11 protein-coding genes are annotated in these 15,472 nt (G+C 58.8%); 5 read left to right on the plus strand and 6 right to left on the minus strand.

What is annotated here, in order from left to right:
- Positions 1–8 precede the first annotated feature (8 nt).
- Complete coding sequence (rsxC, locus tag BUB60_RS02695; protein WP_073076073.1) at positions 9–1,325, minus strand: electron transport complex subunit RsxC; 1,317 nt, start codon at positions 1,323–1,325, stop codon at positions 9–11.
- Positions 1,326–1,369: 44 nt separating this feature from the next.
- Positions 1,370–1,780: a SoxR reducing system RseC family protein gene (locus BUB60_RS02700; protein ID WP_073076074.1), complete on the minus strand. Its 411-nt coding sequence runs from the start codon at positions 1,778–1,780 to the stop codon at positions 1,370–1,372.
- Positions 1,781–2,312: 532 nt separating this feature from the next.
- Between BUB60_RS02700 and BUB60_RS02705 the strand changes: the two genes are divergently transcribed.
- From BUB60_RS02705 to BUB60_RS02720, 4 genes are all read left to right on the plus strand, one after another.
- Complete coding sequence (locus BUB60_RS02705) at positions 2,313–2,987, plus strand: (2Fe-2S)-binding protein (RefSeq protein WP_084726191.1); 675 nt, start codon at positions 2,313–2,315, stop codon at positions 2,985–2,987.
- A gap of 4 nt (positions 2,988–2,991) precedes the next feature.
- Complete coding sequence (locus BUB60_RS02710; RefSeq protein ID WP_073076075.1) at positions 2,992–5,355, plus strand: xanthine dehydrogenase family protein molybdopterin-binding subunit; 2,364 nt, start codon at positions 2,992–2,994, stop codon at positions 5,353–5,355.
- Between the two features lie 12 nt (positions 5,356–5,367).
- Positions 5,368–7,707 (plus strand): FAD-dependent oxidoreductase, encoded by a 2,340-nt coding sequence (locus BUB60_RS02715; protein WP_073076076.1) that lies wholly within the window; start codon positions 5,368–5,370, stop codon positions 7,705–7,707.
- Between the two features lie 296 nt (positions 7,708–8,003).
- Positions 8,004–9,014 carry an SDR family NAD(P)-dependent oxidoreductase gene (locus BUB60_RS02720; RefSeq protein WP_073076077.1) on the plus strand — a complete coding sequence of 337 codons (1,011 nt, stop codon included), beginning with the start codon at positions 8,004–8,006 and terminating at the stop codon, positions 9,012–9,014.
- A 166-nt stretch (positions 9,015–9,180) separates the two neighbouring features.
- Here BUB60_RS02720 and BUB60_RS02725 read toward each other — a convergent pair whose 3' ends face one another.
- The 4 genes from BUB60_RS02725 to BUB60_RS02740 form a co-directional block, all read right to left on the minus strand.
- The gene (locus tag BUB60_RS02725; RefSeq protein WP_073076078.1) at positions 9,181–10,473 is read right to left on the minus strand and encodes a substrate-binding domain-containing protein; all 1,293 of its coding nucleotides are present in this window, start codon (positions 10,471–10,473) and stop codon (positions 9,181–9,183) included.
- A 62-nt stretch (positions 10,474–10,535) separates the two neighbouring features.
- Positions 10,536–11,549 carry an ABC transporter permease gene (locus BUB60_RS02730; RefSeq protein WP_073076079.1) on the minus strand — a complete coding sequence of 338 codons (1,014 nt, stop codon included), beginning with the start codon at positions 11,547–11,549 and terminating at the stop codon, positions 10,536–10,538.
- Between the two features lie 10 nt (positions 11,550–11,559).
- Positions 11,560–13,053: a sugar ABC transporter ATP-binding protein gene (locus tag BUB60_RS02735; protein WP_073076080.1), complete on the minus strand. Its 1,494-nt coding sequence runs from the start codon at positions 13,051–13,053 to the stop codon at positions 11,560–11,562.
- Positions 13,054–13,079: 26 nt separating this feature from the next.
- Positions 13,080–14,129, minus strand: coding sequence for an ABC transporter permease (locus tag BUB60_RS02740; protein ID WP_073076081.1), 1,050 nt, complete (start codon positions 14,127–14,129; stop codon positions 13,080–13,082).
- A 323-nt stretch (positions 14,130–14,452) separates the two neighbouring features.
- On the opposite strand from BUB60_RS02740, the gene BUB60_RS02745 reads away from it, so the two are divergent.
- Positions 14,453–15,397: a LysR family transcriptional regulator gene (locus BUB60_RS02745; protein ID WP_073076082.1), complete on the plus strand. Its 945-nt coding sequence runs from the start codon at positions 14,453–14,455 to the stop codon at positions 15,395–15,397.
- Positions 15,398–15,472 lie beyond the last annotated feature (75 nt).

Raw genomic sequence — 15,472 nt, forward strand, 5'->3', positions numbered from 1 at the left:
CGCCTCCCCTATTTATGCCCGTGCCCGGCGTTCTTGGATTTTGAATATCTGATATACTGCACGATCCGCCGCTTGGACGGGCAGATGTAGGCGCAGCTCCCGCACTCGATGCAGTTTAAGAGCCCGTAGTCGCGCCGCGCCTCCTCGTGCCTGCCGCGCTCGGAGAGGATGCTCAGCATGCTGGGGACGAGCCCGGCGGGACAGGCCTCCACGCATTTCCCGCAGCGGATGCAGGGCGACTCCTCGTCATGACTGACGGCGTCCTTACTCAGGACCAGGATGCCCGCGACACCCTTGACGACCGGGATATCCAGGCTCCGGACGGCATAGCCCATCATGGGGCCGCCGTTGATGATCTTTTCCGGCGTCCTGGAAAAGCCGCCGCAATAGTCGACGATGTCCTGAAAGCTCGTGCCGATGCGCACCCGGAGATTTTTCGGCGCAGCGATAGCGTCCCCAGAGACGGTGATCACCCGCTCAATGAGCGGAACGCCCTTTTCCACGGCGTTGGCCAGCGCGGCCACGGAGCCGACGTTAAGGCCCACAACGCCGATGTCGGAATGGCGCTTCCCCTCCGGGATCTCCCGCCCCGTCAGCACCTTGATGAACATGCGCTCGGCGCCCTGTGGATATTTTGTCGGCAGCGCCGCGACCTGGACGCCCGTCCCCTCAAAGGCTTTTTTCATGGCCTCGACGGCTTTGGGCTTGTTGTCCTCGATACCGACGATGCAGCGGGAGACGCCCAGCGATTTCATGGCGATCTTCGCGCCCAGCACGACCCTGTCCGTCTCCTCCATCATCACGCGGTAGTCGGCGTTCAGGTACGGCTCGCACTCCGAGCCGTTAATGAGGAGCGTGTCGATATGCTTTTCCGGGCCGTACGTCAGCTTGAAATGCGTGGGGAAATTGGCCCCGCCCAAACCGACAAGCCCCGCCTGGCCGATGAGCTTATGTAACTCCTCAAGACTCAGGCTCTCATAATCTCTGACCGCCGGAATATCCGGCGCCCATTCGTCCAGCCCGTCGCTTTCGATAACGACGGCAAGGCTTTTGTCCTTATAGGAGCTGGGGTATTCGGCAATGTCGGCCACCTTGCCGGAGATCGAGGCGTGCACCCAGCTCGTCATGGACGCGTCGGCGCGGGCGATGAGCTGGCCCTTTTTCACCGTGTCGCCCACGGCCACCGTGGGGACACCGGGCGCGCCGATGTGCTGGCTGACCGGAATGACGACCCTTTGCGGCGGCGGCATTGTTTCAACGGTTATTTCGGATGCGATGGACTTATAGTCCTTTGGATGGACTCCCCCGCGGAATGTTTTGAGCAAGAGCGATCACCTTTTCTTTTTTGTATTACCCGCCTTATCCAAGCTTACCCAATGATTTTTACAATGGCCGGCAGCGCCGAGCAGTGCTTTTTGTCCGCATGCCGGACCAGCAGCGCCGAGAGCGCAAAGAGGACGGCGCCGCCGGCGACCCGGCCGACCGGGACGCTGAGAGACAGCGCCGAGAACAGCGCGCCGCCCAGCCACACCCCGGCAAATAAAGCCAGCAGCGGCAGAACAAAAATCAGAAACGCGCCCTTCAGCGACTGCTCGTCCCTGATCTCAAACAGGACGCGCTGCCCCACGTGCGCATCTATGGTATTTTGGACGGTCAGGACGGACGCGCCGCTTCCCGGGCACGCGCCGCAATTTTCGCATTCCGTATGTCTACCCGCCCGGACTTTTGCCGTGCTGCCGTCCGTTTCCAACACGATTCCCTCTTCAGTTTTCACTTCCATCACCTCGAATCCTGTCAATGGATTCAAAATCAATAATATACACGACCGCAGCCAATCTCAATAATAGTTAATCGGTTAACGGTATCATTCATTTCGGCAGCACTATTGCCGGAGATGAAAATAGTAAAGTTATAACGATTTTAATATATCATCGCTATTTTTATAAAAAGCATTTAATCAAGTTAATCAAGACGATAATACCAATTATTTAAAATATTTCTGTAAAATTATGCGTATATATAATCAATTGGATTATCAATTTTAATAAGTATTGCACGCACCGGGGCTTATTTTTACGCCCTCCCCCAGGAACAATGTTGCCCTGAGAGGCATAACAGCAGAACATATTTTATAATGGATTAAATTTACATCCTTATAAAGAATAAAGTATAATAATTGATATGCTGACAGCTTCGTGATGAGGGTGTTATAAAAGGCGCGGGCGCGGTGTTCCCCATTCATTGCCGTCCGGATTGCCGTATTTTGGCGCGCCCTTTCGGCACCGCTCATACAGGACAGGGAGGATTTTTGCATGGCTGACAAGGAAAATACAAAGAGCGCGGGCGGCGGCGTGGCGTTTACCCAGGAAGCCGCCCAAGCCCAGGCGGCCGCGGCAATCAGCGCCATCCCGGCATCGCTGAAGGAGTTCCGCTGCCCCACCTGCAACCGGGTTTTCGCAAGTCTTACAGACCTCAAGGCGCATTGCGCCGAAGAGCATCCGGGGAGCGTCGTCCCCGAAACCATCCCGCTCCATATCAACGGAAAGGACTGCGAGGTGCTGATCGAACCCCACTGGACGCTGCAGCGCGCCTTGCAGTTCCGGCTCGGCCTTACCGGCACCAAGCACATGTGCAACCGCGGCGTCTGCGGCTCGTGCACGGTGATCATGGGAGGCAGGGCCGTTCTTTCCTGCACGACGCTGGCCATCGAATGCGGGGGCCAGCCCATCATAACCATCGAAGGCATCGCCGCCGACCCGAAATGGAAGCCGCTGATCGACGCCTACTGCCGGTGGGACGCCATGCAGTGCGGCTACTGCACCCCGGGCTTTCTGGTCTCCGCCAAGGCGCTTTTGGACAAGAACCCGCATCCCACCGAGGAGGAGTGCCGCGAAGCGCTGGCCGGCAACATCTGCATCTGCGGCACATATCCGCGCCATTCCACAGCGATCATTGAAGCGGCGCTGAAAATGGCAAAGGAGGCGTGAGCGTATGGCCGATCTAGCCGGTGTCAACGGGCAAAGAGAAAGCTTCAGAGTCGTCGGGAAGCCAAACCTCCCGGGCATACTGTCTTATGCCCTGGCGACGGGCGTCGCCAAGTTCGGCATCGATTATGTACTCCCGGACATGCTCCACGCGAAATTCCTGCGCAGCCCTTACGCCAACGCAAAGGTCCTCCGCGTGGACACCACGAAAGCCAGGGCCATTCCCGGCGTCGTGGATATCGTCACCTGGGAGGACGAGGATATTAAACAACTGAGCAGCACCCCCTTTGGATTCGGTGCCCGACGCCCCTGGCTGGACAACATCGCCGACCAGGAAAACGCGGAGGTGGCCGTCATCGTCGTGGCGGAAAACGAGGACATCTGCGAGGAGGCGCTGCGTCAGCTGGATATCGAATGGGAAGTGCTGCCCCATGTCGTCGACATCCTGAAAGGCCGGCAGGCGGACGCCCCGGTGATCCGGCCGCCGGAATTCAACAATTTCGCCGCGGACATGTTTGCCCCGCGCCCCGATCCCGAGCATCCGAAAAGAGGCAACGTCTCTTTTGCCATTACGGTACAGGGGGACGTGGATGCGGGCTTTAAGGAAGCCGACCAGGTGATCGAATACGACCTGAAAATGCCTACCTTCGCCTCCCATATCCCCAATCCGCCGGGCTCGGCCGCCTGGTGGTTTGACGACCCCTATTACGGCGGCGGAAAGAGCCTGCACATCGAGGGCGCCGTCCAACGGAAGGACGCCATTGGCGCCATGTACGGCATGCCGCCCGAAAAAACGGTCCAGGAGGGCCTGTTCCAGGGCGGAAAGTACTGCGACTGGGGCATGCGGAAATCTCAGGAGATCACGCCGCTGCTGGCCAGGCGGACCGGCAGACCGGTCCGGTGCGTCAACACACGGGAGGAAACCTTCGATTTTCTGATGAACGAGCGCTACATGCACCTGAAGGTCGGGATTAAAAACAACGGCCTGATCACCGCCGTCGACGACTTCTCGATTTCGGACGGCGGCGCCCAGGGCAACTCCGCCTTCGGCACGGCCAACGACCAGGGCTACGGCCCGTATTACACCTTAAAGTGCCAGAACATCCGGCAGAGCATGGAGATCGTCGATTCGAACCGGGGCAAAATGTATCTCAGCGGGCAGCACTGCCCCTTCAACTGGGACGCCGGCACCATGGCGATCTATCTCATCGCCGAAAAGCTGGACCGCGACCCCATCGATATCGCCAAGCTGAACCTCCACGGCCCCACGGCCCAGACGGACGAAAGCCCCGTCCCCAGCTTTGAGGCCTGCCTTGAGGAAGGCAAAAAGCTCATGAACTGGAACTGGCATAGGGCCGGCGACAAAACGCTGCCGGACGGGCGAAGGCACGGCGCGAGCTTCCGGTATCAGATCTGCCCCAGGCACGCTTTTTCCGGCTACGACTGTAAGCTGGAGCTCAGAAAAGGCCAGGTACATATGCCGACCCAGGGGCCGTGCACCGGCATCTACGCCGTGGAGTGCAACGCCATGGTGGTGGCCGAGGAGCTGGGCCTCAATTACGAGGACATCAAGGTCGACTTTGACTACAGAGAGACCTTCACCCCGGTGGGGGGCGGCTCGGACGGCACGACGGCGTCCTCCTGGGCCATGAAGGAGTGCGCCAATATCCTCAAGCAGAAGATTCTGGAGGCCGCCGCCGAGGAGGCGGAAAACCCGCCCCCGCCCTCGATGTTCAGCTTCGGGCAGCCCCAGGAGCCCAGCCCCCTCAAGGGCCACAAGCCGGGGGAGCTGGACATTGTGGACGGCAGCGTTTGCGTCAGGGCCGACCCGTCGAAAGCGGTCCCCCTGGCGCGGGCCACGTCGAAAAACATCTTTGCCACCTACTCCGGCAGGCCGCCCGCGTCCATCTGGAGCACGGGCATGGGCAGAATGCTGGATACGATGAACACCGCCTACTGCGAGGTCGCCGTGGATACGGAGACAGGCGAGGTGGAGATCCTCCGCTTCGGCGTCGTCGCCGACCCGGGCAAGGTCATGCGCCCCACGTCGCTGGAGAGCCAGATCGATCAGGTCATGTTCTTCAGCCAGGGCTGCCAGCTGCTGGAGGAGTACGTCTACGACGAGCGGACGGGCGTCCGCCTCACCGCGAACATGCTCGATTACAAGAAGCCCACCATTCTCGACATTCCGCCGGTGGAGCGCCGGTTCCTGGAGACCAGGGCGGGCAACGCCGCCTACGGCGCCAGCGGCATCAGCCATTCGCTGGCCAACACCCATATGGTCATCATCGCCATCCACAACGCCATCGGCGTTTGGGTGGACCCGCCGGCGACGCCCGATAAAGTCCTCAAAGCGCTAGGAAAGGCATAAGGTGACACGATTATGAAACCGTTCAGCCATATTAACGCCACAACTCTGGATGAGGCCGTCTCCGTCCTCCACGGCGGAAAATCCAGCCTCATCGCCGGCGGCACCGACCTTTTGGGCACCCTCAAGGACAACATTCTGCCGGAGTACCCCGCCACGGTGGTGAACCTCAAGTCCGTCCCCGGCCTCGATTACATCCGGGAAGAGGGCGGCACGCTGAAAATCGGCGCGCTGGCGCGCCTGGCCGATATCGCCGAAGATCCGGCCGTCACGGAAAAATACACGGCCCTGGCCCAGGCGGCCAAGGCTGTGGCCACGCCGCACCTCCGGGACATGGGCACCATCGGCGGCACCATCTCCCAGCTCCCCCGCTGCTGGTACTTCCGCAAGCCGGATAACCGCTTCCCCTGCCTGCGCAAGGGCGGGAGCGAGTGCTTCGCCATCCTGGGCGACAACCGCTATCACTCCGCCTTCGGGGGGGCGAAGGTCTGCGCCACGCCCTGCACCCAGAAGTGCCCGGCCGGCACCGACATCCCCGGCTACTTTGAGCAGCTCCGGGCCGGCAGCTGGGACGAGGCCGCCGAAATCATCCTGCAGGTCAACCCCCTGCCGATGCTCACCGGCCGGGTCTGTGCGCACTTCTGCCAGACGGGCTGCAACAGAAACGCCACCGACGAGAGCGTCTATATCCACGGCGTGGAGCGCGCCCTGGGCGATTACATTCTGGAAAACAGCGATAGGTTCTATGCCCCACCGGCCGCGGAGACCGGCAAATCGGTGGCCATCGTGGGCTCCGGCCCCGCCGGCCTGTCCGCCGCGTATTATCTGCGCAAGGCGGGCAGCAAGGTCACTGTGCTCGACAGCAAGGAGGAGGCCGGCGGCATGCTCATGTACGCCATCCCGGCTTACCGCCTCCCCAAGGACATCGTGCGGAAATACATCAGGGCCCTGGAAAAAATGGGCGTGGTCTTCAAGCTCAGCACAAAGGTCGGGGAGACGGTCATGCCGGAGGAGCTGGAGCGTTCCTTTGACAGCGTCCTGTTCGCCACCGGCACCTGGAAGCGCCCCGTCGTGGGTCTCGCCGGCGAGGAGCTCACCGTTTTCGGCCTCGACTTCCTTATGGAGGTCAACAAGTGGATGGAGGGCAAGCTCGGCGCGGAGGTCTTCGTCATGGGCGGCGGCAACGTGGCGATGGACGTGGCCATCACGGCCAAACGCCTCGGGGCCAAGAAGGTCACCCTGGCGTGCCTCGAGCCGCGGGACCGGATGCCGGCCAGCGCCGAAGAGGTCGCGCGGGCCGAGGAGGAAGGCATTATCGTCATGCCGTCCTGGGGCCTGTCGAGAGTCGTGGAGGAAAACGGCAGGGTCCTGGGCATGGAGCTCAAGCGCTGCACCACCGTCTGGGACGAAAACGGCGTGTTCAACCCGCAGTACGACGACTGCGACACGACCATCGTCAGGGCTGAGAATATCCTGATGGCCGTCGGCCAGAAGGTGGATCTGTCGTTCCTGGATGAAAAATATCAGATGCAGTTAAACCGCCGCGGCCTCATCGACGTGTCCGGCGAAACGGCGATGACCTCGAGAAAAGGCATCTTCGCCGCGGGCGACGCCACCACCGGCCCGGGCACCGTCATCGGCGCCGTCGCCACGGGACACAAGGCGGCAAACGGCATAAAGCTCTATCTGGGCTGCGGCGATTTCAGGGACAGCGGCGACGGCGCGGGCAAAACCGTTGTCTTCGACGCGGAGGGCGTCCGGAACAAAACGCCGCTGAAGCTCCGGGAGCTGGGCGCCGAACAGCGGCGGCTCGACCTGGAGGACTCGACGACCCCGACGCGGGAGGAAGCCCTGGCCGAAACGCGCCGCTGCATGAACTGCGGCTGCCACGCCGTCCACCCCTCCGACGTGGCCCCGGCGCTCATCGCGCTGAACGCCAGAATCGTCACGAACAGGCGGACCATCGGCGCGGAGAGCTTCTTCGAGGTAAAGGTCGCCGGCAACACGGTGCTGGACGAGGATGAAATCGTCACGGAAATTCAGGTCCCCGCCCCGGCGGCCGGCAGCAAAAGCGTGTTCATGAAGTTTGCGTTCCGCAAGGCCATCGATTTCCCGGTGGTCAACTGCGCCGTCGTCACGGGCGACAGCCCGCGCATCGCGCTGGGCGCCGTGGCCACAAAGCCGCTCCGGGCGGCAAAGGCGGAAAAGCTCATCGCCGGAAAAACGATCGACGAGACACTGGCCGAGGCGGCCGGTGCGGCGGCCGTCGAGGCCGCGACCCCTCTCCCCGCGACAAAATACAAGGTGCAGATCGCCAAAACCCTGGTCAAGCGGGCGCTTTTGTCGACAATATAAGGTTTGGGCCTGCAAGGCCCGACCCTCAGGAGCGTGGATTCCCGCCTGCGCGGGAATGACAGCGATACGCAGGGGTGATTGAATCCGCCGTCACCGCATGGATTCCGCCCGCTCGGGAATGACAGCGATATGCAGGCGGCGATTGAATCCGCCATCACCGCGTGGATTCCGCCCGCGCGGGAATGACAGCGGGCCGGCAGCGCTCCATCTCAGTGTCATCCCCGCGAAGGCGGGGATCCATCCCGAAAATGTGATAAATTCTGCTTAAACAATATTTAAATAAAAGGAGCAATCGTATGAAAGATTTTGCCGGAAAAATCGCATTTATCACAGGCGGCGCGTCCGGCGCCGGACTCGGCCAGGCGAAGCTCTTCGGCGGCCTGGGCGCGAAGGTCACGATCGTCGACATCCGCCAGGAGGCCATTGACAAGGCCGTTGCCGAGCTGAAAGGGCTGGGCATTGACGCTCTGGGCATCCAGATGGACCTGACCAACCGCCCGCAGTACACTGCCGCCGCCGATGCGGCCGAAAAGCACTGGGGCGCTCCCCCGCAGCTGCTCATCCAGACCGCCGGGGTCAACACCTTCGGCCCCGCCGAGGCGTCCACGTTTGAGGATTACGACTGGGTCCTCGGCGTGAACCTCCACGGCGTCGTCAACGGTATGGTCATTTTCGTCCCGCGTATGATCAAGGCGTACAACACCCAGAACGGCACCGTCAACCGGGACGGCGGGCACATCGCCATCGTGTCCTCCATGGGCGCTTTTGACGGCTTCGCCACCGACGCGCCGTACTCCGTGTCCAAGGCCGCCGTCCTCAATCTCGGGCTGAGCTATTACGACGCTTTGAAGCCCTACGGCATCGGCGTCACCGTACAGTGCCCGGCCAACATCAACTCCAACATCGGCGAGGCCGTTAAAACGCGCCCGGCAAGCCTTTCCAATACCGGCTATTACGTTTCCGAGGGCACGATAAATATGCTCAAATCCATCCACGCCCAGGGCATGGACCCCGTCGAGCTGGCCGGCCATCTCAAATACGCGATGGAAAACGGCCTGCCGGTGTCCCTGCCCCACGACCCGGAAGCGAAAATGGTCCGCCACTCCCTGGAGAAGGTCATCAACTTCTCGTCCGTCGAGGGCATGGAAAGGGTGCGCGAGGAGGAAAAGCGCATGGCCGAAATGATGAAGAACATGCCGGACGGCGGCCCCTTCGGCAAGCCCGACCCCAAGTTCGGCCCCGTGGAAGTGTTCGGCCAGGCGAAGCCCGACCTCGAATGGGTCGACACCGCCAAGAAGAAGCATTAAGATCAAAACGCGAGCCCCAAAAAAGCTCCCGGCTGAGAAGCCGGGAGCTTTTTGACGCGCGCGAGACCCGCTTATGGACAGCAGAACGCCGCAGCCAAGGGAAGCTGCGGCGTCCTGCCATAAAAAGGAGTCTAAACAGGTGGTTTAGAGGAGTAAGTAAATGAGATTATCCCGCATAGGAATCCGGGATGTCCATACGCGCGTTGAACGCGTCCTTGGCTATGCCGGCGGCGTCATAATTGTACTCACTGGAACCGGCGTAAACGTCGGACCACTCCAGCAGCTTTTGGTAATTATCGTGATCCATCCAGTAAGAGGGCAGCAGCAGCCGGGCATATTTATCCGTCTTGCTGTGGTCGACCCAGGACGGCCAGATTTCCTCCGGCGTCGTCTGGCCGGACATGAAAGCGTACAGCGCGCCGATGATCGGCTCGGCGTAGATGGTCTGCGGCGTAAACATCGCAAATCTCCACGCATCCTGGTTGCCGGCATCCCACTGTCTCTGGAGCGAGGTGCCGCCGACGGTCACGACGCAGGCGTCGTCCGTCAGGCCCATGGTGTCGAGGGCGGCCGCGGCGCCCATGGCGGCGTCGTCAAACATGGCCGAAATGAGCCAATGGGTATATTGCGGCTCTGCCGAGAGGATGGCGGTCACCGTGGTATTGGCGCCGTCCATTGTGGGGCCGACCGTCGCGGTGTCCGCGACAAAGAAGTTGTCGGGCGAATTGCCCTTGTCCTTCCACACCTGCTCCGCGCCGATCTCGCGGTCGTGGAGCGTGCCCGCCAGCGAGTAGTCAACGGCGATGTAGCCGATTTCGCTTTTGTCCACGTCTTTCCATGTGGTGTTCATGTAGTCAATGAGCTTCAGCGCCATCTGCTGGCCGAACCAAACCTGGTCAAAACCGACATAGGGGGCCAGCAGCGGCTTCGTCCCATCGGTTTGGGCCGGAGCCATGCAGCTCATCCACGCCACGTTCGCTTCAGTGACGATTTCAGCGACACGATCAAATATGGCCGGGTCCGGGTCCAGCAGGAAGCCGTTCACACCCTGCTTGATGAAGGTCTGCAAATTGTTAAGGAAAGCGTCGCTGTCGCCGCCGGCAGCCCAGAGCGGGCTGTAGTCAATGTTCATCTTGCCGGCCCAGAAGGCAAAAGCGCTGCTGAACTGGTCATAGAGCGGACTTGTGACGGAAACCATGTACTGGACCTTGAACTTCTTCCCCCCCGCGTAATCGAAGCTCGGGTCAAAGAAGCCCACTTTGTCCATCGGCTGATCGCCGGTTTTGCCGGTGTTGGCCTGCGTTGTTTCCGGATTTACCGCGGCGGTGTTGCCGGACGGCGCGGCCGCGCTGGGCGAATCCCCGGCCGGCGACGCGTCGCCTCCGGATGTTCCGCCTTGGCAGGCGAAAAGCGATAACGCCATAAACGCCGCCAGAATAATAGCCAGTAGTTTTTTCATTTTTGTCCTCCTTCAAAATTATTACATTTGCCTTCAAATAACTCTCATGAGTTACATACCAATCATGCCGCAGTCTTCTTTTTAGCGCCCTCCTTGATGGCGGCCGCCATCAGTATCCGGCGCATGCGCATGGCATTGAGGTTATCGAAAATCAGCGCGACGATCAGCAGAAGCCCGCTGACAGCGACGCTGACATAGGCCGGCGCCTTCAAAACGGCAAGCCCCGTCGTAAAAACATTCAGAAGCAGGAGTCCGACGAAAGCGCCGCCCATGCCGCCGGCGCCGCCCATAAACGAGACGCCGCCGAGAAGCGTCGCGATCAGCGCCTGCATATTGGGCGCCACGACGGTAAAGCTGCTCGGGTTGGACTGCTTTCTCAGGCAGACCCAAATGATGCCCGAGAACGTGGAGACGACGCCACTGGAGATAAACAGGATGGCACGTGTCTTTTTGATGTCCAGACCGCAAAGCCGCGCAGCGTACGGATTGCCCCCGACCATATAGATGCTGCGGCCAAATCTCGTTTTATACAATACAAAGGAGTGGATCAGGACGATGGCGACCATCACGATGAAAAAGAGCGGGACGACGCCGAAAACGGCGACCTTGCCGAGATTCAGGAAGCTCTGCACGTTCACCGGCACGGCGTTGCCGCGTGTGATCACCGTTGCAAAGCCGCCGAAAATCGCCGAGGTGCCGATCGTGACGATAAACGGCATCAGGTTGACGACGTTCATGAAGAATACGTTGATAAAGCCGATAACAGCGCCGGTCGCCAGCGCGAGAAGCAGCGCCACCCCCCACGGCATACCGGGAACTGCCTGCAGGATCAGGGCAAAAACGAGAGAGCCCAGGGCCGCGACGCCGCCGGCAGACAGGTCGATGTTGCCGCTCATCAGCAGGATGGCCATCGGCGCCAGCATAACGCCCTGGAAGCTCAGGGTGTTCAACAGGTTTCGAACGTTTCCCTTCGCCAAAAAGGAAGGATTGATCAGCTCGACGATGACGATCAGCACGATCGTGGCAACGATGAGGCCAAACGTCTTGGTATTCAGGTGTTTTTTTAACTTTCCCATAATCTTCTCCTCAATCCAGCATGGCCATGGCCAGAACGTTTTCTTCGGTGGCTTCCTGCCTGCCTATCTGGCCGGTGATATGCCCGTTGTGCATGACGATAATGGTGTCGGCCACGTTGATGACCTCCGTCAGCTCCGACGAGATGAAGATAACGCCGATGCCCTGCTTGGCAAAATCGCAGATCATCTGATAAATCTCCGCCTTCGTCCCGACGTCGATGCCCTTTGTCGGCTCGTCAAGAATGAGAATCTTCGTGACGATTTTTTCCGACGTCCACCGGCCGAGAATAACCTTTTGCTGGTTGCCGCCGGAGAGCTCCATGACGGTCTTGTCGATATTCGTCGTCTTTATTGAATATTTTTTAACCGCGTCGAGGGCCAGCTCCTCTTTTGCCTTCTCGTCCATAAACAGGCCCTTTTTCAGCTTGCCCAGGACGGGCATGCAGACATTGTCCTTAATGGAGCGCCACAGGATGAGTCCCTGCTCCTTGCGGTCCTCGGGGCACAGCGCGATGCCGTTGTCGATGGCGTCCTTCGGCGCTTTGAAATGCACCGTTTTCCCCTCGATCTTCACTTCTCCCGACAGGACGGGGTCGGCGCCGAACAGGGCGCGGGCGACCTCCGTGCGTCCGGAGCCGACAAGTCCGGCAAAGCCGACAATCTCGCCGCGGCGCAGCTTGAAGCTGATATCGCTGATTACATGCGTATTCAGGTTATTGACCTCCAGCAGCACGTCGCCGTATTTGTCATTGCGCCTGAGGTTTGAATATGTATCGCCGATGTCGCGGCCGACCATCGCTTTGATCAGGTCCGCCTCGTTCGTCTCAGCCGTGTTGAGCGTCTTGACGAGCCGGCCGTCCTTGAGCACCACGATCTCGTCCGTCACCTTGAAAATCTCCGGCATACGGTGGGAGACATAAAGGACGACCTTGCCCTCCTCCTTGAGCTGAGCGATCAGATTGAAAAGGATATCGATCTCTTTATCCGTCAAAGGCGCCGTCGGCTCGTCAAAAGCGATGACCGTCGAGTTCCGGCGGTACGCCTTCATAATTTCGACCATCTGCTGATACGCCACCGGCAGCAGCCCCACCGTCGCCGTCGGTTCAATGGGGAGCCCGAACTTGTCGATGAGCGCCTTTGCCTGTTTTTTCAGTTCCTTTTTGTCATAGAGGCCGAGCTTTGTCTTCGGCAGGTTGCCGGCGAAAATGTTCTCCATGACGCTGACCGATGGGATCAGCTGGCGTTCCTGATAAATAACGCTGATACCGGCGTCGAGCGCCTCGCAGGGCGCGTTAAAGTCCATCTTTTTCCCGCTCAGCGATACGGTGCCCTCATCGGACTTCAGGTCGCCGCTTAATATTTTCAGAAGCGTGCTCTTGCCCGCGCCGTTTTCACCGATGAGCGCCATGACCTTGCCGCCGCTCACCCTGAAGCTGATGTCCTTCAGCGCCTGCACGCCGGGAAAAGCTTTGCCGATACCGTTAAATTCCAAATATTGTTCCATATATTCACCCCCATAACGAGCGCGGCCTAACGGCCGGTGCCCGCTGTCTCCACTATTTTTTCCGGCTGCGACGTATCCTTCTTGATCTTTGTAACCTTTTTGGCGCGGCTGAAGTCAAGCGACAGCGCCACGACAAGCACAACACCCTGCATGGCCGCGGCCCAGTATGAGTCGAGATTGACGATAGCCATGCCTTTGTTGAAGATATTTAAGATCAATAAGCCGACAAAAACGCCGCCCATCCCGCCTGAGCCGCCGCCGAAGGCGATACCGCCGAGGAGCGCCGCGGTGAGGCCGGTGAACATGTTGGACGACAGCGCCAATTGGTTGGCCTGTCCCGTACGCGCCGCCAGAACAATACCAGCAAAGCCGGACAGAGCGGCACTGTTGGCAAACAATATGTAGGAGGCTTTTTTTGGATTGAGGCCCGACAGCCGCGCCGCCTGAGGGTTCCCGCCGACAAGATAAACGGTCGTGCCGAATTTCGTCTTGCTGAGCAGCACCCCGTAGATAATAAACGCGACGATCATGATGATAACCGTAAACGGTATGACACCGAAAAGCTCGTATGTTCCAAGAAACTTCGTAAACGGATTTGAATAACTGAAGTTTTGCGCCGCGCCTGTTTTCGCGTCCCAGCTGATCAGCATCTGAAAGCCTTTGAACACCGACGACGTGGCCATTGTGGCAATAAACGGCTGGAAATTGAATTCATTGACGAGCACCGCGTTGATCAGGCCGAACGCCGCGCAAACCACCAATGTCACAATTAAAGCCACCGGCCACGGCAGGAGCCAGGTTTTCATGGCAACGACAATGAATAACCCGCCCACGCAGCCGACCGATACAACAGACAGGTCCATATTTCCCGTAATGAGCAGGGCGCCGGACCCGATGGCGAGGAACGACGTCACCACCAGCAAATCGACGACCGATAACAACGTGTCTACCGTAAAAAAGCTTTTTCCTAACAAAGCGCTCCAGACTGTGAACACAATGATCAAAGCAGCCAGTATGATCAGCAGTGTAAACATCTTTGATTTTAGAAATTTGCTGAGTCCTTTTTCGCTTCCCATAAATTATCTCTCCTCAATCCATGTAAATGCTGAAAGGCAGTCAAAAAAAAGGCACGTAGGGGACATATTTAAAAATCCGCACTGCCTTTGAGCGGCTTGCGTCCGCATCTCGGATTATTTCATCAACTTCCCTCCGTTTTCACACTTTTAACAATTTTTACAAGGAAAAACAAGATCTTATATAACATTATTTATAATGCAAAACCGAAGAATTGTACATTTCATAAAACTGTGATAATATAACATCAAGGTAATAGTATGGACTGCAGGATGCAAAGTGCGGCAAAACTCATGGCTTTTATAATGACGTAAAAACGGGGGTCTTGGCACTGTATAACATCACTTTTCAACAGATTGAGACATTTCTCACCATCGCAAAATACCTGAATCTGTCAAAGGCCGGGGAGGTCCTGTATTCGTCCCAGCCGTCGCTGAGCAGAACTTTGAAGCGGTTTGAGGACGGCGTCGGGATGCGCCTGTTTACCCGCAGCAACCAGGGCATGGCGCTCACCAGCGAGGGCGCCTCACTGTATGCGGTGCTCGAACCGCTGTATCAGACAATAGATAAAAGCATCCAGTCCGTCAAAGACAGCTCGACCTCACCGATAAAAATACTGCGGATCATAGAGCCGAGCTCCTACGACTTTACCGAGGATTTTTCTCCGCTCAAAGAGGTTGTCAGGGCATATGAACAGCGGTATCCCAACGTCGTTTTAAACGAGCATCTCTGCGACTTTAAGGAACTGCGCCAGGCGATCGAATTCGGTAACGCCGACATCGTTTTCACCGAGGATTTCGGCGTCCGGGACCTGGAAAACATCTCGCTCCGGACCCTGAACTCGATCGGGATGTATGTTGCCATTTCCGGAAAGCACCCTCTTGCCCAGTCCGATACGCTGGATATCGGCGCCCTCAGCAGCCAGACGGTGTTCACCGTCCCCACCACGGACGACCAGCAGATGGACATCGAGGTCCAGCTGAATGCCTGCCGCCACATCGGCTTCACCCCTAAAAACGTGGAATTGAAGCCGAACTTCCAAACGGTTATTCACGCCATCAGTCTGGGAAAAGGGATCAGCATCTGCGCAAAGCTCATCAATCTCGGGATCAGCCACGACATCAGGTATTACCCCATCGAGCTGCCGGTCATGCCGTTTGTGTCGGTAGCCTGGCGCACCGGCAAGCTCAGCCGCGAGGCAAGGAATTTCATCGACATGCTCCCAAGCACGGAGGACCTACATAACGCGTATTCCGCCGATTTCCGGTAGGCACGCCATCAAATCGGACAAAATCGGGCCGGCCGTTTCGGGCGGTCCGGTTTTCTTTTATGGGCCAGCCCGCCG

The organism is Sporobacter termitidis DSM 10068 (assembly GCF_900130065.1).
Taxonomy (GTDB): domain Bacteria; phylum Bacillota; class Clostridia; order Oscillospirales; family Oscillospiraceae; genus Sporobacter; species Sporobacter termitidis.